Annotated in this window: 16 protein-coding genes and 4 pseudogenes; 10 read left to right on the forward strand and 10 right to left on the reverse strand. The window is 71.1% G+C overall.

The features are described 5' to 3' along the window. Positions 1-13: 13 nt before the first annotated feature. A complete protein-coding gene (locus ACHMXE_RS17080) occupies positions 14-892 on the reverse strand; it encodes an amidohydrolase family protein (RefSeq protein ID WP_395350322.1) in 879 nt (292 codons plus the stop codon). A gap of 116 nt (positions 893-1,008) precedes the next feature. Here ACHMXE_RS17080 and ACHMXE_RS17085 point away from each other — a divergent pair, with 116 nt between their 5' ends. The 5 genes and pseudogenes from ACHMXE_RS17085 (at position 1,009) to ACHMXE_RS17105 (ending at position 7,160) form a co-directional block, all read left to right on the forward strand. Then, the gene (locus tag ACHMXE_RS17085) at positions 1,009-1,956 is read left to right on the forward strand and encodes a LysR family transcriptional regulator (protein WP_256222360.1); all 948 of its coding nucleotides are present in this window, start codon (positions 1,009-1,011) and stop codon (positions 1,954-1,956) included. Between the two features lie 132 nt (positions 1,957-2,088). After that, positions 2,089-3,561, forward strand: a pseudogene (locus ACHMXE_RS17090) (aldehyde dehydrogenase); the annotation flags it as partial. A 54-nt stretch (positions 3,562-3,615) separates the two neighbouring features. Further along, positions 3,616-5,097, forward strand: coding sequence for an FAD-dependent oxidoreductase (locus ACHMXE_RS17095; protein ID WP_395352703.1), 1,482 nt, complete (start codon positions 3,616-3,618; stop codon positions 5,095-5,097). Between the two features lie 98 nt (positions 5,098-5,195). Further along, entirely contained in the window at positions 5,196-6,167 is a 972-nt protein-coding gene (locus ACHMXE_RS17100; protein ID WP_395350323.1) for a Bug family tripartite tricarboxylate transporter substrate binding protein, read from the forward strand. A 60-nt stretch (positions 6,168-6,227) separates the two neighbouring features. Beyond that, the gene (locus ACHMXE_RS17105; RefSeq protein WP_395350324.1) at positions 6,228-7,160 is read left to right on the forward strand and encodes a LysR family transcriptional regulator; all 933 of its coding nucleotides are present in this window, start codon (positions 6,228-6,230) and stop codon (positions 7,158-7,160) included. 78 nt (positions 7,161-7,238) lie between these two features. Here the strand turns inward: ACHMXE_RS17105 and ACHMXE_RS17110 are convergent, their stop codons facing one another. The 3 genes and pseudogenes from ACHMXE_RS17110 to ACHMXE_RS17120 form a co-directional block, all read right to left on the reverse strand. Beyond that, on the reverse strand, positions 7,239-7,640 hold the full coding sequence (locus tag ACHMXE_RS17110; RefSeq protein WP_093341107.1) for an HU family DNA-binding protein: 402 nt from the start codon (positions 7,638-7,640) through the stop codon (positions 7,239-7,241). A 130-nt stretch (positions 7,641-7,770) separates the two neighbouring features. Further along, a pseudogene (locus ACHMXE_RS17115) lies at positions 7,771-8,919 on the reverse strand (MFS transporter); the annotation flags it as partial. 184 nt (positions 8,920-9,103) lie between these two features. Beyond that, a pseudogene (locus ACHMXE_RS17120) lies at positions 9,104-9,772 on the reverse strand (O-methyltransferase). 83 nt (positions 9,773-9,855) lie between these two features. Between ACHMXE_RS17120 and ACHMXE_RS17125 the strand changes: the two are divergent. Beyond that, positions 9,856-10,488, forward strand: a complete 633-nt coding sequence (locus ACHMXE_RS17125) for a TetR family transcriptional regulator (protein WP_395350326.1) — start codon at positions 9,856-9,858, stop codon at positions 10,486-10,488. Between the two features lie 83 nt (positions 10,489-10,571). On the opposite strand, the gene ACHMXE_RS17130 is transcribed toward ACHMXE_RS17125, so the two are convergent. The 6 genes and pseudogenes from ACHMXE_RS17130 to otnK all read right to left on the reverse strand — a co-directional run bounded on the left by ACHMXE_RS17130 (position 10,572) and on the right by otnK (position 18,079). Then, positions 10,572-11,909, reverse strand: a complete 1,338-nt coding sequence (locus ACHMXE_RS17130) for an MFS family transporter (RefSeq protein ID WP_395350327.1) — start codon at positions 11,907-11,909, stop codon at positions 10,572-10,574. 168 nt (positions 11,910-12,077) lie between these two features. Then, positions 12,078-12,692: a response regulator transcription factor gene (locus ACHMXE_RS17135; RefSeq protein WP_395350328.1), complete on the reverse strand. Its 615-nt coding sequence runs from the start codon at positions 12,690-12,692 to the stop codon at positions 12,078-12,080. After that, positions 12,689-14,859 (reverse strand): annotated as a pseudogene (locus ACHMXE_RS17140) (PAS domain S-box protein). The gene ACHMXE_RS17135 and the pseudogene ACHMXE_RS17140 overlap by 4 nt, the downstream one beginning before the upstream one ends. Before the next feature lie 96 nt (positions 14,860-14,955). After that, on the reverse strand, positions 14,956-15,942 hold the full coding sequence (locus ACHMXE_RS17145) for a tripartite tricarboxylate transporter substrate-binding protein (protein ID WP_395350329.1): 987 nt from the start codon (positions 15,940-15,942) through the stop codon (positions 14,956-14,958). Between the two features lie 120 nt (positions 15,943-16,062). Beyond that, positions 16,063-16,743 carry a class II aldolase/adducin family protein gene (locus tag ACHMXE_RS17150; protein WP_395350330.1) on the reverse strand — a complete coding sequence of 227 codons (681 nt, stop codon included), beginning with the start codon at positions 16,741-16,743 and terminating at the stop codon, positions 16,063-16,065. A gap of 55 nt (positions 16,744-16,798) precedes the next feature. After that, the gene (otnK, locus tag ACHMXE_RS17155) at positions 16,799-18,079 is read right to left on the reverse strand and encodes a 3-oxo-tetronate kinase (protein ID WP_395350331.1); all 1,281 of its coding nucleotides are present in this window, start codon (positions 18,077-18,079) and stop codon (positions 16,799-16,801) included. A gap of 112 nt (positions 18,080-18,191) precedes the next feature. Here otnK and ACHMXE_RS17160 point away from each other — a divergent pair, with 112 nt between their 5' ends. Genes ACHMXE_RS17160 through ACHMXE_RS17175 form a run of 4 tightly spaced genes read left to right on the forward strand, consistent with a single transcriptional unit; the run spans position 18,192 to position 22,364 of the window. Then, complete coding sequence (locus tag ACHMXE_RS17160; protein ID WP_395350333.1) at positions 18,192-19,445, forward strand: aminotransferase class III-fold pyridoxal phosphate-dependent enzyme; 1,254 nt, start codon at positions 18,192-18,194, stop codon at positions 19,443-19,445. Between the two features lie 47 nt (positions 19,446-19,492). After that, entirely contained in the window at positions 19,493-20,635 is a 1,143-nt protein-coding gene (locus ACHMXE_RS17165; protein ID WP_203202691.1) for an ABC transporter ATP-binding protein, read from the forward strand. Then, positions 20,632-21,537 (forward strand): ABC transporter permease, encoded by a 906-nt coding sequence (locus tag ACHMXE_RS17170; RefSeq protein WP_395350334.1) that lies wholly within the window; start codon positions 20,632-20,634, stop codon positions 21,535-21,537. The genes ACHMXE_RS17165 and ACHMXE_RS17170 overlap by 4 nt, the downstream gene beginning before the upstream one ends. Beyond that, on the forward strand, positions 21,534-22,364 hold the full coding sequence (locus ACHMXE_RS17175) for an ABC transporter permease (RefSeq protein WP_203202689.1): 831 nt from the start codon (positions 21,534-21,536) through the stop codon (positions 22,362-22,364). The genes ACHMXE_RS17170 and ACHMXE_RS17175 overlap by 4 nt, the downstream gene beginning before the upstream one ends. The last annotated feature ends 21 nt before the right edge of the window (positions 22,365-22,385 follow it).

The following is a 22,385-nucleotide window of genomic DNA, read 5'->3' on the forward strand; positions in this document are numbered from 1 at the left end:
TCCCTGTGATGAATCAATGGTTCCAGTAAAGCTGCGTGGGGTTGCGCACCAGCACCTGCCGCAGGTCCCCATCGGGCAGCCAGCCGCGCAGCGCTCCGGCCAGTTCGCTGCTGGCGGTGGAGCGCGCGTCGATGCCGGGATGCGGCCAGTCCGATCCCCACAGGATGCGTTCGGGGTTCGCGCGCGCCAGCGCATGGGCCAGCGGGGTCACGGCGGGGTCGGTGGCGCAGGCCGATGCGCTGAGCCGGTAGGCGCCCGAGAACTTGACCCAGGCGCGCCCTTCCGCGAGCAGCGCGCGCAGGTTCGCGAGCCCTCGGCCCTGCGGTGTCGAACCGGGTGCCGGATGGCCGAAGTGGTCGATCACCACCTGCAACCCGGTGGCGGCAACGCGCGGCACCAGATCGGGATCGAGCTCGACGTCGACCAGCAGCTGCAGGTGCCAGCCGAAGGCCGCGATGCGGTCGGCGATGGCGCGCAGGCTGGCCGCCGACACGCCGCCCGAGAACAGCGCGTTGCAGCGCGCGCCGCGCACGCCCAGCGCATGCAGTTCCTCGATCTCGCGCTCGCTCGTGTCCTCGAAGATCACGGCCACGCCGCGCATGCTGCCGGGCGCCGCCTCGCGCAGCGTGCGCTTGAGCAGCGAATGATCGCGGCCGTAGACGCTGGGCTGCACCAGCACGCAGCGCTCGACGCCCACCGGGCCGAAGGCGGCCCAGTAGTCGGCCATGGAGGCCGGGGCCGGCGTGTACGAGCGCTCGTCGATCAGCGGGAATTCGCGCGCGTCGCCGAAGACGTGGAAGTGGGTGTCGCAGGAACCTTCGGGGAATATCCGGGCGCTGTCGGGAATGGCGGGGGTCGGAGGAAGCCGGTCGTGCATGGAAAGCGATGCCATGGAGAAGAAGATCGATGCCATGGAGAGGAGGCTGGAGATGCGGGCTATTGTTCTGAGAGCCCCCCACGTGCGGCAAGATCATCTTTGTCATCTTCATCGTGAACCGGATTCATCCCATGAACGCCGCCGGCGGCCCGCCCCTGAACCTGCGCAGCATCGACCTCAACCTGCTGGTCATCTTCGAAGCCCTGTTCGAGGAGCGCAGCGTGGTCAAGGCCGCGACCCGCCTGGGCCTGACCGCCTCGGCCGTGAGCCATGCGCTGCGCCGCCTGCGCACGCAGTTCAAGGACCCGCTCCTGACGCGCACGCCGCAGGGCATGGCGCCCACGCCCGAGGCCGTGCGGCTGGCCACGAGCTTTCGCAAGGCCTTCAGCGAGATCGAAAGCGCGATCGAGGTGCGCGGCGGCTTCGACCCCGCGACCGCGCGCCGCACCTTCCACCTGCGGCTGTCCGACTACGTCGGCGTGCTGCTGCTGCCGCGGCTGTGCATCCACCTGAGCTCGGTGGCGCCCGGTGTCAGCCTGTCGGTGCAGTCCTTCGACATGTACCAGCCCTCGGACCGCGTCGAGTACGAGGGCGTGGAGATCCGGCTGTCGGTGTCGCGCGGCCGCTCGGTGCTGTCGGCCTCGCGGCGCATCCTCGACGACCAGTGGATGGTGCTGATGCGCAAGGGCCATCCCGCGGCCTCGGAGCCGATGACGCTCGACAGGTACCTCTCGCTGGGCCACCTCAAGGTCTCGGGCGTGGGCAGCAGCATCCTCGACGAGATCCTGGCCGAGCGCGGGCTCGCGCGCCGCGTGATGATCCAGGTGCCGACCTGGCTCGGCATGGTGCCCGTGATCGAATCGACCGACCTGATCGCGGCCATGCCCGCGCACTGGATGGACAGCGTGCTCTCGGGCTCGGACTGCGTGGCCATGCCGATGCCGCTGCCCGAGCTGGGGCTGTCGATCGACGCGGTCTGGCATCCGCGCAACGAGCACGACGCGGGGCACCGCTGGTTCCGCGAGCTGATCCACCAGATCTTCGAGGAGGCCTACGACAAGTCGCGCGTGCTGCGCTGAACGCCGGCGCGGCCATCGATGACGAAAGCTCACGAGAGGCCCAGGACTCATCGCTTGTGCCCCCGCGTGCCGCGCCGGAAACTGAAAGCCATTCATCCAGTTCACCCGGCCCACCCACGGAGCACGCAAGCAATGCAGCAGTACAGACTCTTCATCGGCAACGAATGGCAGGCGAGCGCCTCGGACCAGTGGTTCGATTCGCTCGACCCGTTCTCGGGCGAGCCCTGGGCCCGCATTCCGCAGGGCAATGCCGAGGACGTCGACCGCGCGGTGAAGGCGGCCGAGGCCGCGATGCAGGGCCCGTGGGGCCAGATGTCGGCCACGCAGCGCGGCATGCTGCTGCATCGCCTGGGCGCGCTCATCGAGGCCAACCTCGACACCCTCACCGAGGCCGAGGCGCGCGACAACGGCAAGCTGCGCAGCGAGGTGCGCGGCCAGGTGTCGTACATGGCGAAGTACTTCTATTACTACGGCGGCCTGGCCGACAAGATCCAGGGCGCGGTGATCCCGATCGACAAGCCCAAGGTCTTCAACTACACGCGCCTCGAGCCGATCGGCGTGGTCGGCACCATCACGCCGTGGAACTCCTCGCTGCTGCTGACGGCCTGGAAGGTGGCGCCGGCGCTCGCGGCCGGCAACGCCATCGTCGCCAAGCCCTCGGAACACACCTCGGTGTCGCTGCTCGAACTCGCGCGGCTGTTCGCCGAGGCGGGCTTTCCGCCCGGCGTGTTCAACGTGGTCACGGGCTTCGGCAAGGAGGTGGGCGAGCCGCTGGTCGAGCATCCGGGCGTGGCCTGCATCGCCTTCACCGGTGGCGACGAGGGCGGACGCCGCGTGAGCGTGGCGGCGGCCAAGCACTTCAAGCGCGTGACGCTCGAGCTCGGCGGCAAGTCGCCCAACATCGTGTTCGACGATGCCGACCTCGCGCGCGCCGCCAACGGCGTGATCACCGGCATCTTCTCGGCCGGCGGCCAGACCTGCATGGCGGGCTCGCGGCTGCTGCTGCAGGAGAGCATCCACGACGAATTCGTCGAGCGGCTGGTCGCGATCGCCTCCAAGGCCAAGCTCGGCGATCCCGCGCTGCCCGACGTGCAGGTGGGGCCGGTGGCCACGCGGCCGCAGTTCGACAAGGTGGTGAGCTACATCGACATCGCCAAGGCCGAGGGCGCGCACTGCGCCTTCGGCGGCAAGGTGCGCAGCGGCCCGGGCTACGGCGCGGGCCAGTTCGTCGAGCCGACCATCTTCACGGGCGTGGACAACGGCATGCGCATCGCGCAGGAGGAGGTGTTCGGGCCGGTGCTGTCGGTCCTCAAGTTCAAGGACGAGGCCGACGCGGTGCGCATCGGCAACGACATCCGCTTCGGCCTCGCGGCCGGCGTGTGGACGCGCAGCCTGCACCGCGCGATGCACATGTCGGAGCGGCTCAAGGCCGGCACGGTGTGGATCAACAACTACCGCTCGACCAGCTTCACCACGCCCTTCGGCGGCTTCAAGGACAGCGGCCAGGGCCGCGAGGGCGGCGTGGAGGCGGTGAAGGAATTCCTCGAGACCAAGAGCGTGTGGATCTCGACCGAGCTCGACATGCCGGACCCGTTCATCCGCAAGTACTCAGCGGGTTCGCTCCAGGCATGCCGGCGCAAGAAGAAGGAAAGTAGAGACATGAACGAAGCATCCCTGCCCATCGACCGCTGCGACGTGCTCGTCGTCGGCTGCGGCATCTCGGGCCTGAGCGCGGCGGTGGCCGCGGCCGCCGCGGGCGCGACCGTGACGGTGCTGGAACGCGCCACGCCCGAGGAGTTCGGCGGGAACACGCGCTGGACCGAGTCCTACTTCCGCATGAAGAGCGAGACCGAGGTCAGCGACGATTTCGAGGAACTGCTGGTGGCCAATGCCGGCCACCACATCGACCCCGAGATCGTGCAGCACGCGGCCGCGCCCTACGAGGACTGGCCGCCGCACGTCAAGGCGCACGGCATGCCCGACCCCGAGCTGGTCGCCACGCTGGCCGGCGAGGCCGGTGCCACGGTGCGGTGGCTCCAGGGCTTCGGCGTGCGCTTCGCGGCGCTGCCGACCTACTTCGTGACCGCGGCCGCGCCGCGGCTGATGCCGGTGGGCGGCGGCCTCGCGCTGATCGAGGCTTTGCGCGACGAAGCGCTGCGCCTGGGCGTGGCGATCCGCTACCGCAGCACGGCGCAGCAACTGCGGCGCGCCGATGCGCGTGGCGAGCTGGCGGTCGACACCGTCGGGCCCGACGGCAGCGTGCGGCGCATCGTGGCGCGCGGCGTGGTGCTGGGCACGGGGGGCTTCGAGGGCAACCCCGAGATGCTCACGCGCTACATCGGCCCGCAGGCGCGCTACCTGCGGCCGGTGGCGCGCGGCGGCTACTACAACCGCGGCGAGGGCATCCGCATGGCGCTCGATGCCGGCGGCGCGCCGGCCGGCGACTTCGGCTCCTACCATGCCGAGCCGATGGACCCGCGCTCGGCCCAGGTCGAACCGCTGGTGATGAGCTTCTCGTACGGCCTGCTGGTCAACAAGGAGGGCCGGCGCTTCGTCGACGAGGCGCCCGGGCCGGTCGACGTGCACTACGACCCGATCTCGCGCGCCATCAAGGACCAGCCCGACGGCATCGCCTTCATGGTCTACGACCAGCGCATCCACGAGGTGCCGAACTGGAAGAAGGGCATCCGCACCGACCAGCCGCCGATCGAGGCCGGGTCGCTGGAAGCGCTCGCGCGCGCCTGCGGCATCGACCCGGCCGGCCTGCTGGCCACGGTGGCGGCCTTCAACGCGGCCTGCGCGGGCGATGCCGACGCGCGCTTCTCGCCGCTCGCGGTGGACGGCGTGGCCACCGCGGGTATCGCGCCGCCCAAGTCGAACTGGGCGCTGCCGCTGGCGCGCGGTCCCTTCTGCGCCTACCCGGTGATGTCGGGCATCTGCTTCACCTTCGGCGGCGTGAAGACCAACCGCGATGCGCAGGTGGTCGACAACGACGGCCGCACCATCCCCGGCCTCTATGCGGCCGGCGAGGCCGCGGGCCTCTACCACCAGGTCTACACGGGCGCGACCTCGGTGCTGCGCGGCGCCGTGTTCGGACGCATCGCGGGCGCGCATGCCGCGCGCCACGCGGCGCCGCGCTAGCGCGCCGGCGCGGCCCCCGCTTTCTTTCCGGCTGCTTCGCCGCCACCGCCCGCGCGGTGCGGCGCGGCACGTCCACACACACCACCAAGGAGACAGACATGCCCTTCATCACGACGCGCCGCCTCGCGGCCCTGGCCATCGCCTGCGCGGCGCTCGGCGGCTTCGCGGCCCGCGCCGACTGGGCACCGCCCGGGCCGATACGCCTGGTCGTGCCCTATGCGCCCGGCGGCGGCACCGACGTGCTCGCGCGGCTGGTCGCCACGCAGATCGGCAGCACGCTGGGCCAGCCGCTGATCGTCGAGAACCGGCCCGGGGTCAACGGCATCCTCGGCGCCAACTACGTCTATGCCGCGCCGGCCAACGGCACCACGTTGCTGTTCGCGGCGGCCGACTTCATCTCGGTCTCGCCGCACATCTACAAGAAGGCCGTGCGCTACGACCCCGACGGCTTCCAGCCCGTGGCGCTGGTCGCGAAGATGGGCTTCGTGATGGCCGCGCGGCCCGCGAGCGAGACCAAGGACGTGGCCGACTTCGTGGCCCGCGCGCGTGCCAGGGAGGTCACCTATGCCCACTGGGGCCCGGGCAGCATGGCGCAGATGGGCATGGAGCTGCTGCGCTCGCGCGCCGAGGGCACGAAGGCGCTGCCCGTGCCCTATGCGGGCGCCGCGCCCGTGATGTCGGCCGTGATGGCCGGCGACGTCGAGTACGGCTTCGTGCCCACGCCGCTGGCGGTGGCGAGCCGCAGCAAGCTCAAGCTGTTCGCACTCGGCTCGCCCGAGCGCTTCGCGGGCCTGCCCGACGTGCCGACGCTCAAGGAGCTCGGCTACGCGGTCGATGCCGACACCTGGTTCGGCATCCTCGCGCCGCCCGGCACGCCCGCTGCCGTGGTCGAGGCGCTGCAGGCGCAGGTCGAGAAGGTGGTGCGCGATCCGGCGGCACGCGCGCGCATGACCGAGATCGGCTACACGCCCTCGAACATCGCGCCGCGCGACTTCGGTGCCTTCGTGAAGAGCGAGAACGCGCGCTGGGGCACGGTGGTGCGCGCCGCGCGCATCCAGGTGGAGGAATAGGTGCCGCCGCGGCTGGTCCTGGTCAAGAATGGGGCCTCGATCCAAGGGCCGCGATCCGTCATGAAGCGAAAAATCCCCAGCACCGTCGCCTTGTCGCTGTTCGAGTCGGCCGCGCGCCACGAGAGCTTCGCGCGCGCCGCGGCCGAGATGTACCTGACCGAGAGCGCGGTGAGCCGGCAGATCGCCGTGCTCGAGGGCTTTCTCGGCGTGAAGCTGTTCAGCCGCGGCAAGAAGCAGGTGGTGCTGACCGACGCGGGCCGGCTCTATGCGCGCAACATCCGCGGCAACCTCGACGAGATCGAGGCGCACACCAAGTCGCTGATGCAGCACAAGGGCGCGGGCGGCGTGCTCGAGCTCGCCGTGATCCCGACCTTCGCGAGCCGCTGGCTGCTGCCGCGGCTGCACGACTTCCTGCGCAAGAACCCGGGCATCACCGTCAACCTGTCGGAGCGCGCCGAGCCCTTCGCGTTCCGCGGCACCAACCTCGATGCCGCGCTGCACTTCGACGACCCGGTGTGGGACGCGGTCGAGAAGGTGCACCTGTTCGAGGAGGAGGTGGTGCCGGTGCTGAGCCCGGCCCACTTCGACCGCTCGAAGCTGAAGAAGCCCGCCGGCCTGATCGCGCTGCCGCTGCTGCACAAGCGCGTGCGGCCCGAGGCCTGGCAGCGCTGGTTCGAGGCCGCGGGCTCGACGCAGCCGGTGCCGCCGCCGGCGATGCGCTTCGAGCTCTATGCGATGGTGATCGATGCCGCGCGCGCGGGCCTGGGCGTGGGGCTGGTGCCGCGCTTCTACGTGCAGGAGGACGTGGCGCGCGGCACGCTGGCCATGCCCTTCGACATCAGCCTCAAGCACGAGAAGCGCTACTGCCTCGTGTACCCCGAGCACAAGCGCGATTCGCAGGCGGTGCAGCTGTTCAGCGAGTGGGTGGTGGAGGCGGCGGCCGAATTCAGCACGGGCGCGCAGGCGGTGCGGCGGCCGAAGAAGCGCGCCTGATTCGGCCGCCCCAAAAGAAAACGGCCCCGCGGGGCCGTCTTCATTGCGTGCATGCGGCCTGCGAGAGGCCGCGTGGCATCACTTCTTCTTCGCGGCCACGGCCTTCTTGGCGGGGGCGGCGGCAGCCTTCTTCGCGACCGGCTTGGCAGCGGGCTTCGCAGCCGACTTGGCGGCGGGCTTGGCATCGGCCTTGCGCTTGGCGGCCTTCGGGTCCACGGCGGCCTTGAAGGCGGCGCCCGGCACGAACTTCGGCACCTTCTGGGCGGCGATCTTGATCTTGGTGCCGACGCTCGGGTTGAAACCGGTGCGGGCTGCGCGAGCGACTTGCTTGAAGGTGCCGAAGCCGACGATCTGGACGGGGTCGCCCTTCTTCACTGCGGCGACGATGGAGCTGGTGACCGTTTCCACGATGCGCGCGGCTTCTGCCTTGCTGACGTTGTGGGTGGTGGCGATTTTCTCAACGAGTTCGATGCGGTTCAACTGAGTTCCTGATAGGTTTGATTCGTCATGTTGCCTATGACGGCGCAGCCTCGGATGCAGGCTGCAAGCGGCGTGGAGTGTATTCGAACGCGAGAGAGGGCCTGCGGTGCGAAGGGAGAGTGGGGCTTTCTCATGCACGCGCGACGCTGCGCAGCCGCAGTGCGATCGCGAGGCCTGCGAGCGCCGCGCCCGCCCCGATGAGGAACACGCCGCCATAGCCCGCGCGGTCCGCGAGCAGTCCGGCCACGGGGCCGGTGAGCCCGTAGGCCAGGTCCTGGAAGGCCGAGAAGCCGCCGAGCGCGGTGCCGCGCAGTTGCGGTGCCACCAGCCGCACGACCTCGCGGCCCATGGCCGGAAAGATCATCGAGCAGCCCAGGCCGGTGAGGAAGGCACCCGCGAGCGCGGCGGCGGGGCTCGGCGCCTGCCAGATCAGCGCCTGGCCGAAGGCCTCGACCGCCAGCGACACGATCGCTACCGGCAGTCCGCCGATGCGGTCGGGCAGGTGGCCGAACAAGAGGCGCACCAGCACGAAGCCGCTGCCGAAGGCCGTGAGTCCGAGGCCCGCATGCGACCAGTGCTGGCCGCGGAAGTGCAGCACGAAGAAGGCGCCGATGGCCGCGAAGCCGATGCCCTGCAGGCACACGATCAGCCCATGCGGCCAGATGATGCCGAGCACGCTGCGCAGCGAAGGCCGGCCCGCGCCCGGCTGCACCGCCACGCCCTCGAGGCGCCACACTGCCAGCAGCCCGATGCAGGGTAGCAGCGCGCTCGCGGCCATCGCGCCCGCGAAGCCGAAGCGCTCGAGCAGCGCGAGGCCGACCGGGCCGCCGACCGCGAGTGCGCCGTAGATGGCGGCGCCGACGAGCGCGAGCACCTGGCCCGAGCGCGCGGGACCGACGAGGCCGATGCCCCAGCCGATCACGCCGACGGCCACCAGGCTCTCGCCGAGGCCCAGCAGCAGGCGGCCCGCGACCAGCAGGCCGAAGCCGATCCACGGCGAGGGAATCCACAGGCCCGCGAGCCACGCGACGAGCGCGCCCGCGACATAGAAGGCCAGCCCTCGCACCACGGCGCGCTTGGGACCCTGGCGGTCCGACAGGCTGCCCGCGGTCGCGCGCGTGAGCACGGTGGCGAGGAAGGCGATGCCGACCGCGAGGCCGGCCCAGAAGTTGCCGAGGCCCAGCCGCGTCGTCACGTGGACCGGCACCACGGGCAGCGACAGGCCGACGCAGAGGTAGGAGATGAAGAGCACCGCGGCGAGCAGCAGCAGGCGGCTCTGCGCGGAGCGGGGACGGCGCGGGAATCGCCGGGGCGGAAGTGGAGGTCATGAGGAGGTCCAGGTTGTTCCTCGAACGGCCGGTGCGCAAGAAAGGAAAACGCACCCCGGCCGCGAGGATCGCGGGGGTGCGTTGCTTGACGTCAGACGCTTACGGCCAGCGGGACTGGCGGGGAAAAGGAAAGGCTCAGCCCAGCCGCATCGAGAGCTCGACGTCGGACGCGAAGGGCACCGACAGGTAGCCGGCCGCGCTCGAGCGCACGCGCGCGCGAGGTACTCGGGGCTGTGGTCGGCGTTGTCGGCGATCACGAGCGCGCCGGGGCGCAGGCGTGACTCGACCAGGGCCAGCACCTCGGGATAGAGCGCCTTGGCGCCGTCGAGCAGCAGCAGGTCGATGCTGTCGGGCAGGTCGGTGGCCAGCGTGCGCAGCGCGTCGCCTTCGCGGACCTCGACCAGGTCGGCGAGGCCGCCGGCCGCGAGGTTCGGCGCGGGCGCGCGCCACCTTCGAGGCTTCGAACTCGGTGCTCAGCAGCCGGCCGCCGCCGTTGTCGCGCAGGGCCGCGGCCAGGTGCAGGGTGGAGATGCCGAACGAGGTGCCGAACTCGACGATGCTGCGCGCGCCGTTGCCGCGCGCGAGCATGTAGAGCAGCGTGCCGGTCTCGCGCGAGACGGCCAGCGGGAAGTCTTTCAGGCGGGCATAGAAATCGAGGTACTCGGTGCGGCTTTGCATCAGGCGCGCGAGCTCGTCGCTCGACAGGCCGGCAACGGCGGCGCTGGTGCGCGGCGAGGAGGCATCGGCCTCGGCGAACAGGCGCTCCAGCAGGGGCGCGAGCGGTGCGGTGGTCAGTGTGTTCATGGTGTTCTTCAGGAGTCGGACGGTGTGCGTCGATGATATGAAGGAACCTTCAGATTTTCCATTCGCGTTCCGAAAGCCACGCCATGCCCACCCGCCGCAGTGCCCCGCTCTCCTCTAGAAGACAGCCCCAGCAGGCCCGTTCGAGCGACCTCGTCGCGGCGATCCTCGAAGCCGCCCTTCAGGTTCTGGCCAGGGAGGGCGTGCACCGCTTCACCACCACGCGCGTGGCCGAGCGCGCCGGCGTGAGCGTGGGGTCGGTCTACCAGTACTTTCCGAACAAGGCCTCGATCCTGTTCCGGCTGCAGAGCGACGAATGGCGCCAGACCACCGAGCTGCTGTGCGGCATCCTCGAGGACGTGGCGACGCCGCCGCTCGATCGCCTGCGCCGGCTGGTGCATGCCTTCGTGCGCTCGGAGTGCGAGGAGGCCGGCATGCGCACCGCCTTGCACGACGCGGCGCCGTTCTACCGCGACGCGCCCGAGGCGCAGACCGCGCGCGCCGCGGGCGAGCGCGCGATGCAGGCTTTCCTGCGCGAGGCGCTGCCCGGCTTGTCGAAGGCGCGGCGCGCGCTGGCGGGCGACCTGGTCACCACCACCTTCGGCGCGGTCGGCAAGCAGTTCTCGGAAACGCCGCGCACCGAGGCGCAGATCAAGGCCTATTCCGAGGCGCTGGCCGACATGCTGTGCGCCTACCTGCGCAGCCTCGGCGCGGAGTAAGTGGCGGAGCAAGGGGCCCCAAAAAAAAGAGCCCCGGCGCGGACCCCGCGGCGGGACTCTTCGCGACGCGCGAGCGCCTGGCCTTACTTGTCGTGATGCAGGTAGGTGGCCTGGCGCGGCAGCAGCAGGCTGACCAGGAAGGCCACGCCCATCATCGCCGTCACGTACCAGTAGAAGTAGGACTCGTGGCCGATCGACTTCAGGCCCAGCGCCACGTACTCGGCGCTGCCGCCGAAGATGGCGTTGCCCACCGCGTACGACAGGCCCACGCCGAGCGCGCGCACCTCGGGCGGGAACATCTCGGCCTTCACGATGCCGCTGATCGAGGTGTAGAAGCTGACCACCGCCAGCGCGACGGTGATCAGCACGCCGGCCATCAGCGGGCTGGCGACGTTCTGCAGGCTGCTGAGCACCGGCACCGTCATCAGCATGCCGAGCGCGCCGAACAGCAGCATGTTGCTGCGCCGGCCGATGCGGTCCGACAGCGCGCCGAACAGCGGCTGCATGCACATGTAGATGAAGAGGCACGCGGTCATCACGTTGCTCGCGGTCTTGATCGACATGCCGGCCGAATTCACCAGGTACTTCTGCATGTAGGTGGTGAAGGTGTAGAAGATCAGCGAGCCGCCGGCCGTGTAGCCCAGCACCACGAGGAAGGCGCGCTTGTGGTGGCGGAACAGCTCGCCCATGGTGCCGGCGCCCTTGGCGGCGCGGGTCTTGGTGCTGGCGGTCTCGGTCAGCGTGCGGCGCAGCAGCAGCGCCACGATGGCCGCCACGGCGCCCAGCACGAAGGGAATGCGCCAGCCCCAGGCCTTGAGCTCGGCCTCGTCGAGCACCTGCTGCAGCACCACCACGACCACCACCGCGAGCAGCTGGCCGCCGATCAGCGTGACGTACTGGAACGAGGAGAAGAAGCCGCGCTGGCCGCGCATCGCCACCTCGCTCATGTAGGTGGCGGTGGTGCCGTACTCGCCGCCGACCGACAGGCCCTGCAGCAGCCGCGCGAGCAGCAGCAGCGCGGGCGCGGCGGCGCCGATCTGCGCATAGGTCGGCAGGCAGGCGATCACCAGCGAGCCCACGCACATCATCACGACCGAGGTCACCATCGAGGTCTTGCGGCCCTTGCGGTCGGCGATGCGGCCGAACAGCCAGCCGCCGATCGGGCGCATGAGGAAGCCGGCCGCGAACACGCCGGCGGTGTTCAGCAGCTGCACCGTGGGGTCGGACTCGGGGAAGAAGGCCGGCGCGAAGTAGATCGCGCAGAAGGCGTAGACGTAGAAGTCGAACCACTCCACCAGGTTGCCCGAGGAGGCGGCGAAGATGGCGAAGATGCGCTTGCGCTTCTCCTCGAAGGTGTAGGGCGTGGTGTCGGCCGGCGAGGCGCCGGCGGGGGCGCCGCCGGTGCGGGCGAGGGTGTTCATGGCGTGTCCTTGTCTCGGGTCGCGGCCGCTGGAGGCGGCCTGAATCGGTGCCCGGGAAGTCTGTCGCGACACGCGCGCGCCGTCGTCCGTAGCCCACCGCCGCGCGGCTACGTATCGGTACGCAAGGGTTAACCCTAGGTCGACGTTTCCGGGGGGCCGCGGCCCCGGCTACAGCCCGTGCTCGCGCAGGAAGCGGTCGAGCTGGTGGCTGTTCGCGAGGCCGAGCTTGGCGAACGCGTGGGCCCGGTGGGTCTCCACCGTGCGCTGCTCGAGCGGCGCGAGCTCGAGCGCGATCTGCTTGTTCGGCTTGCCCTCGGCCACCAGCCGCGCCACCTGCATCTCGCGCGGCGTGAGCTTGTCCCACAGCGCCTGCGCGGCCTGCCGGGCCTGGCGCCTGGTGGCGATCTCGCCGGCGCGCTGCAGGGCGCGCGCGATGCTGTCGAGCAGCTGCTCGTCGTTGCAGGGCTTCTCGAGCCAGCCGAAGGCGCCGTTCTGCACCGCCTCCACCGCCATCGGGATGTCGCCGTGGCCCGAGAGGAACAGCACCACCAGCGGGCTGTCCTGCGCGCGCAGCGCGTCGAACACCTGCAGCCCGCTCATGCCGTCCATGCGCAGGTCGAGGATGGCGCAGCCCGCGCGCTGCAGGTCGGCGCCGGCCAGGAAGTCCTCGCCCGAGGCGAAGGTCTGGACCGCGTAGCCGCGCGAGAGCAGCAGCAGGCCGAGCGAGCGGCGCACGGCCTCGTCGTCGTCGACCACGCAGAGGTTGTTGGCGGATGCGTTCATGGGGAGGGGATCTCCAGCACGAGGGTGAATACCGTACCACCGCCCGGACGGTGGTCGAACACCAGCCGGCCGCGGTGCGCCTCGACGATGGTGCGGCAGATGTTGAGGCCCAGCCCGAGGCCGCCGGGCTTGGTGGTGAAGAAGGGCGCGAACACCTGTTCGGCGAGCGCGTCGTCGATGCCCGTGCCGCGGTCGAGCACGCGGATCTCCATGCGGCCCTCGACCGCCTCGGCCTCGATCTCGACCACGCGCTGCTCGACCGGCGTGGCCTGCATCGCCTGCAGGCTGTTGGACAGCAGGTTCAGCAGCACCTGCTCGAGCAGCACGCGGTCGCCGCGCACCGGCGGCAGCATGGCCGGGATGCGCACCTCGGCGCGCGACTGGCGCTGGCGCATCTCGCCCTGCAGCAGCGCCAGCGCATTGGCCGCCAGCGCCGCCACCGCGCAGTCCTCCGTGCCCGCGGTGCGCTGGCGCACGAAGCCGCGGATGCGCCGCACGATCTCGGCGCTGCGCCGCGCCTGCGCCATGGTCTCGTCGAGGCTGCTGGCCAGCAGCGCCTGGTTGCCCTGTTCGGCGAAGGCCTTGGCCGCGCCCGCGAAGCTGCTCAGCGCCATCAGCGGCTGGTTGAGCTCGTGCGCCAGCGTCGAGGCCATCTCGCCCAGGCTCGCGAGTCGCTGCGCGTGCTGCAGCTGCTCGTCGTTCTGGCGCTGGCGCTGCTCGGCGCGCTTCTGCTCTGTGATGTCGACCACCGAGCTCATCCAGCCCGCGTGGCCGCCGTCGGCATCGATCAGCGGCGCGGTGTAGACCATGGTGATGACCTCGCGGCCGTCGCGATGGCGCAGCCGCGACTCGAAGCCCGACAGCGCGGGCTGGCCGCTCATCATGGCGTCGTAGTGGTGCCAGTGGCGCGGCACCTCGTCGGGATGCCAGTAGGGGGTAGGGTGGCAGCTTGCCGAGCAGCTCGTCGGCGCCGTAGCCGGTCATCTCGCAGAAGGCCGGGTTGACGTAGGTGATGCGGCCCTCGAGGTCGCGCGCGCGCATGCCGACCAGCAGCGAATCCTCCATCGCCTTGCGGAAGGCGTGGGCCTGGTCGAGCTCGTGGGTGGCGCTCGCGCACGCGCAGCTCCAGTTCGCGCCGCGCATCGCGCTGCTCGGCGAAGCGGCGTTCGCGCAGCCGCCAGTAGAGGCCGCCGAGCAGCAGCACGCCGGCGCCCAGCAGGCCCAGCATCCAGGTGCGCTCGCGGGCGCGCGTGACCTCGGCATGGTCGACCATCACCGTGAGGGTCCAGCCCAGGTCGGGCAGCGGCTCGTCGATCGCGAGGAAGGCGCGCGGCTTGCCGCCGAGCGCGGTGCGCACCAGGTAGCCGGGCTCGCCGTCGCCGCGCTGCGTCTTCCAGGGCAGCGCGGGGAAGCTGGCGCGCGCGCCGTACTGCTGGTCGCGCCGCAGCCGTTCGAGCTGCACCGCGTCGAGCGGCCGCGTGGCCTGGTACATCCACTCGGGCACCGAGCTCAGGAACACGATGCCGCGCGCGTCGGTCAACAGGATCGGGTCGCGCACGAAGGTCCAGGCCTCCTGCAGCGCGCGCAGGCTGACCTTGACCGTCACCACGCCGATCACCGCGCCCGCGTCCGAGCGCACCGGCGCCGAGATGAACAGGCCCGGCGCGCCGGTGGTCTGGCCCACGCCGTAGAACAGGCCGCTGCGGCCCGCGCGCGCATCGATGAAGTAGGGCCGGTTGGCATAGGACTCGCCGACGAAGCTCTGCGGCGTGGCCCAGTTGCTGGCCGCGAGCGTGAGGCCCTGCGGGTCGATCAGGTAGAGCGCGTCGGAGCCGGCCTGCCGGTTCACCTCCTCGATGTAGAGGTTGGCGCGCTGCTTCACGGCCGCGTCGTCGGGATGCGCGAGCGCGGCCAGCACCTCGGGATGCAGCCCCGCGGTGAACGGCAGGTAGCTGTACTTGCCGGCCGAGTCGCGCAGGCCCAGCACGTGCACTTCCATCGCGCGGCGGATCGAGTCGGCCTGGAAGTTCGCCTCGCGCGCGGCGGCCCACTGGCCGGCGGCGCCGATCAGCAGCGCCGCGAGCGCGAGCAGGCCGGCGCCGAAAAGCAGCGCGCGCCGGCGTCGGCGCGCGCGGGGAGGGCGGGAAGGAAGCGAGGAAGGCGGCATGGACAGGCGGGCCGACCGGCGCGGCGCAGGCGATTCTGCCCTGATCGCCGCCGCGGCCCGCGCGCGTGTGCCGCGCCGCGGCCGTGTCCGCGGCCGCTACTGCAGCTTGTAGTCGAGCGTCTTCACGAGCTGGCCGTAGGCGGCGCGCCCGCTCTCCACGCGCTGTGCGAGCGCCTCGGGCGTGCTGGTGGCTGCGGTCACGCCCAGGCTCGCGATCCTCTGCGCAAAGGCCGGCGCATTCACCACCCGGACGATGGCCGCGTTGTACTGGCGCAGCAGGGCATCGGGCGTGCCGGCCGGCGCGAACACCGCCGTGAACATCATCTCCTCGAGGCCCGCGATGCCGGCCTCGGCATAGGTCGGCACCTCGGGCAGCCGCGCGATCCGGGCCGGGCCGTTGACGGCGAGGAGGCGCAGCTTGCCGCTCTCGACGTAGGGCAGGATCGCGCCCACGCCGCCGATGCCCGCGGGCACCTGCCCGGCCACGAGGTCCTGCACCAGCGGGCCGTCGCCGCGGTAGGGCACGGCCGTCATCGGCGTCGCCAGCGCGCGCCCCAGCACGCCGACCGCGAACTCGGGCCCGCTGCCGGGCGCGGGCACGCCCACGCTGTTCTTGCCGGCATGGGCACGGGCCCAGGCCGCGAAGCCGCGGATGTCGGTCACGCCCGCGCCGACCACGGCGGGGTTGACCGCGAACACGTCGGGGTTCGAAGTCACGAGGCCCACCGGCGCGAAGTCCTTCGCGACGTCGAAGCCCGGATTCGCCATCGTCACCGGCACGATGGACACCGTGTGCCCGTTCGACAGGAACAGCGTGTGGCCGTCGGGCCGCGCGGCCTTCAGCGCCTGGGCCGCGATCTGGCCGCCCGCGCCCGCGCGGTTCTCGACCACCACCGGCCGCGCCAGCTCGGTCTGCAGCCCGGCCGCGAGCTGGCGCGCGATCAGGTCGGTGGAGCCGCCGGCCGGGAAGCCGACCAGGATGCGCAGCGGCGTGGTGTCGGCGAGCGCGAGCGCGCAGCTCGCCGTGACCGACGCGGCGACGAGGAGGCGCGCGGCGAGGGCGCGAAGGGAGGCGGGCTTCATGGCGTGCGGGCCGAAGGGGCCGAGTGGAGGGTGGCCGGATTGTTCGGCGCACGCCGCGCGGGCTCAACCGCAAGGACGCCGGATTTGGGCACCGATCGTTCGGCGCCCCTCCCGCCCTGCTCAGCCGCGCGTGGACAGCCGCGACTTGCCGTAGCCGCGGTAGCGCTGGCGCACCGTCTCCATCTCCCGCGCGTCGAGGATCACGGGCGCGCCCAGCTGCGCGCTCATCCAGTACTGGCGCGCCAGGGTCTCGAGCTTGGCGGCGTTCGCCACCGCCTTCTCGACCGTGGCCGCGTGGCAGATCATCCCGTGGTTCGCGAGCAGGCAGGCGTTGCGGTTCTCGAGCGCATCGACCGCCGATTGCGCGAGCGCATCGGTGCCGAAGGTGGCGTACTGCGCGCAGGGAATGTCGTCGCCGCCGAAGCCCGCGAGCATGTAGTGGAAGGCCGGGATCGGTCGGCGCTGGGCCGACAGCGCCACGCAGGCATCCGAATGCGTGTGGACCACGGCCTCGGCCTGCGGGTAGCGGCGGTAGATGGCGGTGTGCATCGCCCATTCGCTCGACGGGATGCCGGCGCCGCGGGTCTCGCCGTCGAGCGTGATCGACACCAGCGCCTGCGGGTCGATGGTGTCGGCATCGGCGCCCGTGGGGCTGATCAGCGCGCCTCCGTCGAAGCGGCAGCTGATGTTGCCCGCGCTGCCGTTGTTGAGGCCGAGCTGCGCGAGCCGGCGATAGCCCGCGGCCAGGGCCTGGCGCAGGGCGTCTTCGGACAGGGGAAGGGGAGACGGGGTCGTGGTCATGGGCGGTTCCTTGCGCGCGTCGGCGCGGTGAAGCGAAGAAGGTGCGTTCGGTTCATCAGCGAGCCGCGTCGCTCATGCTCTGCAGCATGGGCAGCAGCATGTCGACCGGACCCAGCTTGCCCGACTTGAGGCACAGCGCGAGCGGCGCCGCGCCGAGGGTCACCGCGCGCGCGATGCCGGGGCCGGCATAGGGGCCGACCTGCAGCCGGTCGATGGCCAGGTGCTCGAGCACCGAGCCCGAGGTCTCGCCGCCCGAGATCACGAAGCGCTTCACGCCCGCGTCGCGCAGCCGCACCGCGAGCCGGCCGAGGATGTCTTCGGCCAGGGCCGCGGCCTCGTGCCGGCCGATGCGCGCCTGCACGCGCTCGATCACCGGCGCATGCGCCGAGGTCGCGATCGCGACCGGGCCCTGCGGCAGCGCCGCGAGCGCCCAGTCCAGTGCCTCGCCGATCACGTCGACGCCGTCGATCGCGCGTTCGACGTCGATCCAGTGCACTGGCCGTTCGCGCTCGAAGGCACGCAGCTGTTCGATCGAGCGGTCGGCGCAGCTGCCGGCCAGCACCACGCCCGGGCCCTCGACCGCCGGCAGGCGCGGCGCGCGGTCGCCCGCTGCCAGCCAGCCGTGCTCGCGCCACAGCGCGGGGTAGTAGGCGCCGATCGAGGAGTTGCCGGTCATCAGCGGCCAGTCCCAGGTCAGGCCGGCGAGGGCGCGCAGGTCCTCGGGCTCGGCCGCGTCGGCGATCGCGAAGCCGGTGCCCTCGGCCTCGAGCGCGGCCACGTGCGCGCGCATCGCCTCGAGGCCCGCATGCACCACCTGCTGCGGGATCAGGCCGACGCGGGTCTTCGTCTGGCGTTGCAGCGTGCGCACGAGGTTGGGGTCGAGCATTGGCGTCAGCGGATCGAAGCGCTTGGGCGACTCCGAGATCAGCATCTGGTCGGCGAACAGGTGGCCCTGGAACACGCGGCGGCCGGCCTCGGGGAACGAGGGACAGAAGGCGGTGAGCTTCGCGCCCGTGAGCTCGCGCAGCAGGTCGGCGCAGGGGCCGATGTTGCCGTCGTCGGTGGAGTCGAAGGTGGCGCAGTACTTGAAGAAGAGCTGGCGCGCGCCGCGCTCGAGCAACGCGCGGGCGCCGGCCTCGAAGGCCGCGACCGCGTCGGCCGCCGGCACTACGCGCGTCTTGCGCGCGATCACCACCGCGTCGAGTTCGTCGCCGATTTCGGCCAGCGCTTCGGGCCGCGTCACGAAGCCGCAGCGCACGCCGTGCGCCACCAGCATCGCGGCCAGTTCCATGCCGCCGGTCAGGTCATCGGCGAGGGCGCCGAACAGTAATGCCATGGGTGTCTCCGATCGTTCTCGAGCGAGGGCGGATGCCGGGTTCGTGAGCTATTGCGCTACAGTAAATATGATATATCATGCCTCAAAAACCAACGCAACGAAGGGTTCCCGAATGTCGTCCGCCGCCTCGCAGAACAGGCCGAACCAGCATGATCTCCAGCTTCGGCAACGCGCCGCCAAGGTCGTGCCCGGCGGCATGACGGGGCATCTGAATGCGGCCTCGCTGCCCGCGGGCTATCCGCAGTTCTTCGAGCGCGGTCAGGGTTGCCGCGTCTGGGACGTCGACGGCAACGAGTACATCGACTTCATGTGCAGCTGGGGCCCGAACCTGCTGGGCCATCACCATCCCCAGGTCGATGAAGCGGCGCGCAAGCAGCAGGCGCTGGGCGATTGCCTCGACGGTCCCACGGCGCGCTTCGTCGAGCTGGCCGAGCGCTTCGTCGCGCGCAGCGCCCATGCCGACTGGGTGCTGTTCCAGAAGAACGGCACCGATGCCACCACCGTCTGCCTCATGGTGGCGCGCGCGGCCACGGGCAAGCGCAAGGTGCTGGTCGCGACCAAGGCCTATCACGGCGCCGATCCCTGGTGCACGCCGATCCCGCAGGGCATCACGCCCGAGGACCGCGCGCATCTCATTCACTACACCTACAACGACATCGCGAGCCTCGAGGCTGCCGTCGCACAGGCGGGCACGGACCTCGCGGCCATCGTCTGCGCGGCCTTCAAGCATGACCTGGGCATCGACCAGGAGCTGCCCACGCCCGAGTTCGCGCGCCGTGCCCGCGAACTCTGCGACCAGGCCGGTGCCGCGCTGATCCTCGACGAGGTGCGCGCGGGCTTCCGCGTGCATGCGGGCGGCAGCTGGGAGACCGTGGGCGTGCGGCCCGACCTCAGCGCCTGGAGCAAGTCGATCGCCAATGGCTATGCGCTCGCGGCCGTGACCGGCGTCGACGCGCTGCGCGAAGCGGCCACGCGCATCTACACCACGGGTTCGTTCTGGTCGGGCGGCGTGGCGATGGCCGCGGGCCTGGCAACGATCGAAGTGGCCGATGCGCAGGACGTGGTCGGCCATGTGCAGGCCATGGGCCAGCGCTTTCGCGACGGCATCGCCGCGCAGTCCGCGAGCCATGGCGTGCCGGTGCGCCAGACGGGGCCGGCGGCGCTGCCGCTGATCCTGTTCGACGAAGACCCGGGCTTCGACAAGGGCGCGGTGTTCACGGTCGAGGCGCTGCGCCGCGGCGTCTACCTGCATCCGAAGCACAACATGTTCCTGTCGCTGGCACATACCGTGCAAGACATCGATCGGGCCCTGCAGGCCACCGACGCGGCCTTCGCCGCCGTCGCAGCGCGCTTCGGCCGGCGCTGACGTCCCTATCTCACGCACTCCCGCACGCACCCAGAGGAATCCGCAGCATGGCATCCACGGCAACCCAACCGCCCGTTGCGGGCTCCGAACGCGTCGGCGGTGCCGGCATCGAGATCCGCGGCCTCGCCAAGCGCTTCGGCGCGGTGCGCGCGGTCGACGATGTGTCGCTGAGCGTGCAGCCCGGCGAATTCCTCGCGCTGCTCGGGCCCAGCGGCTCGGGCAAGACCTCGATCCTCATGAGCATCGCGGGCTTCGAGCTGCCCGATGCCGGCAGCATCGCCATCGACGGCCGCGACGTCACCTACCTGCCCGCGAGCCAGCGCAACCTCGGCATGGTGTTCCAGAAGTACACGCTGTTCCCGCACCTCTCGGTGCTCGACAACGTGGCCTTCGGCCTCAAGATGCGCGGCGTGGCGCGCGCCGAGCGGCACCGCCTGGCCGAGCAGGCGCTGGCCACGGTGCGGCTCGAGGGCTACGGCAAGCGCATGCCGGCGCAGCTTTCTGGCGGCCAGCAGCAGCGCGTGGCGCTGGCGCGCGCCATCGTCTACAAGCCGAAGGTGCTGCTGATGGACGAGCCGCTGAGCGCGCTCGACAAGAACCTGCGCGAGGAGATGCAGCTCGAGATCAAGCGGCTGCAGTCGCAACTCGGCATCACGGTGGTCTTCGTCACGCACGACCAGGGCGAGGCGCTGACCATGGCCGACCGCGTGGCGATCCTCAACCAGGGCCGCATCCAGCAGCTCGATGCGCCCAAGGCGCTGTACGAGCGGCCGCGCACGCGCTTCGTCGCGGGCTTCATCGGCGAGACCAACTTCATGCCGGCCGAGATCGGCCCGCTGCGCACCCAGGGCGCGCTGGTGCAGCTGCCCGGCGGCGCGAGCCCGCGCGAGGTGCGCACCGATGCGCTGGTGGGCCGCGTGGCCGCCGGCGGGCGTGCCGTGGCCGCGCTGCGCCCCGAGCAGATCGTGATCGGCAGCCCCGAGGACCCGGCCGCGCTGCGCGCCACCGTGAGCGGCGTGATCTACAGCGGCTCCACCGTGCTGTGCATCGCGCAGCTGTCCGACGGCACCGAGCTGCGCGCGCGGCTGCCCGACCCGAGCCGCGTCGCGCTCGCGGCCGGCGACCGCGTCGGCCTGCTGTGGCCCGCCGATGCGCTGCGCATCTATGGCGACGAGGTGGCCGCGGCATGAGCACGGCGACCGCGCCCGTCATCGCGGCCTCGCCCTCGGCGTTCTCGCGCCTGTGGCTCGGCGGCCGGCAGCTCAGCGTGGCGGCCTCGGCCGTGCTGCTCGCGCCCTTCTTCGCGCTGTTGCTGCTGGTGTTCGTCTATCCGCTGCTGAGCCTGCTGTCGCTCAGCGTGCTCGAACCGCATCCCACGCTCGCGAACTACGCGCGCGTGTTCGACAACCCGGTCTACGTGCGCGTGATGCTGCGCACCGGCTGGATCAGCCTGCTGACCACCGTGTTGGCGCTGGTGCTGGGCTTTCCCATCGCCTACATGATGACGCGCGTGAAGGGCGCGGTGGCCGCGCTGCTCACGGCCTGCGTGCTGCTGCCGCTGTGGTCCAGCGTGCTGGTGCGCACGGCCGCCTGGATCGTGCTGCTGCGCCGCGACGGCATCGTCAACAACGCGCTGCAGTGGCTGGGCCTCACGGGCGAACCCGTGAAGCTGCTCTACACCGAGGGTGCGGTGGTGCTCGCGATGGCGCACGTGCTGCTGCCCTTCCTGATCCTGCCGATCTACTCGGCGCTCAAGAACATTCCCGACGACTACATGCGCGCGGCCGCCATGCTCGGCGCCAACCGGCGGCGCGCCTTCTTCGAGGTGCTGCTGCCGATGAGCCGCGCGGGCGTGTGGAGCGGCTGCCTGATGGTCTTCCTCTCGGCGCTGGGCTTCTTCGTCACGCCGGCGCTGGTCGGCAGCCCGCAGGAGCTGATGATCGCCACGCTGGTGTCGCAGCAGGTGCGCGAGATGCTCGACTGGCCCTTCGCTGCCGCGCTGATCGGCGTGCTGATGGTGGTGGTGGCCACGCTGACCATGGTCTTCAACAAGGCCGTGAGCTTCAACCGGCTGATCGGGGGCGGCGCATGAGCAAGAACGAGAACACCGTGCGCCACCGGGCGCCCTTCGACCTGGGCGCCTTCTCGCTGCGCGCCTACGTCTGGCTGGTGGTGCTGTTCATCATGGTGCCCACGCTGATCATCGTGCCGATGTCCTTCAGCCCGGCCGACTTCCTCGAGTTCCCGCCCAGCGGCTTCACGCTGCACTGGTACCAGGAGTTCTTCGGCGATCCGCAGTGGCAGAAGGCGGCACTGCTGAGCCTGCAGGTGGCGGCGCTGACCATGGTCTGCTCGGTGGTCATCGGCACCATGGTGTCGTACGCCATCGTGCGCGGCACCGAGCGCTTCCGCTCGGCCACGCAGCTGATGGTGATCGGCCCGGTGATCGCGCCGCACATCGCGGTGGCGGTGGCCTGCTACCTGTTCTACCAGCGCCTGGGCGTGGTCGGTTCGTTGGCCGGCTTCGTGGCGGCGCACACGGTGCTGGCGCTGCCCTTCGTGGTGTTCACGGTCTCGGCCGCGCTGTCGCGCGTCGACCCCGACCTCGAGTCGGCCGCCATGAGCTGCGGCGCGAGCCGCGCGCGCGCCTTCTTCCACGTGACCTTGCCGCTGATCGTGCCGGGCCTGCTGAGCGGCGCGCTGTTCGCCTTCATCATTTCCTTCGACGAGCCCGTGGTCTCGTTCTTCGTCTCGAGCGTGCGCCAGCGCACCTTGCCGCGGCGCATGTTCGAGGACATCGAGCAGAACCTCACGCCCGTGATACCGGCCATCGCCACCCTGCTCACGCTGCTGTCGATCGCGGTGCTGATCGCCGTGGCGCTGCTGCGCGTGCTCGAGCGCCGGCGCCGCGCCGAATGAGCGCACCCCCCGTTTTTTCCT

This window comes from Variovorax sp. UC122_21 (genome assembly GCF_044056785.1).
Classification (GTDB): domain Bacteria; phylum Pseudomonadota; class Gammaproteobacteria; order Burkholderiales; family Burkholderiaceae_C; genus Variovorax.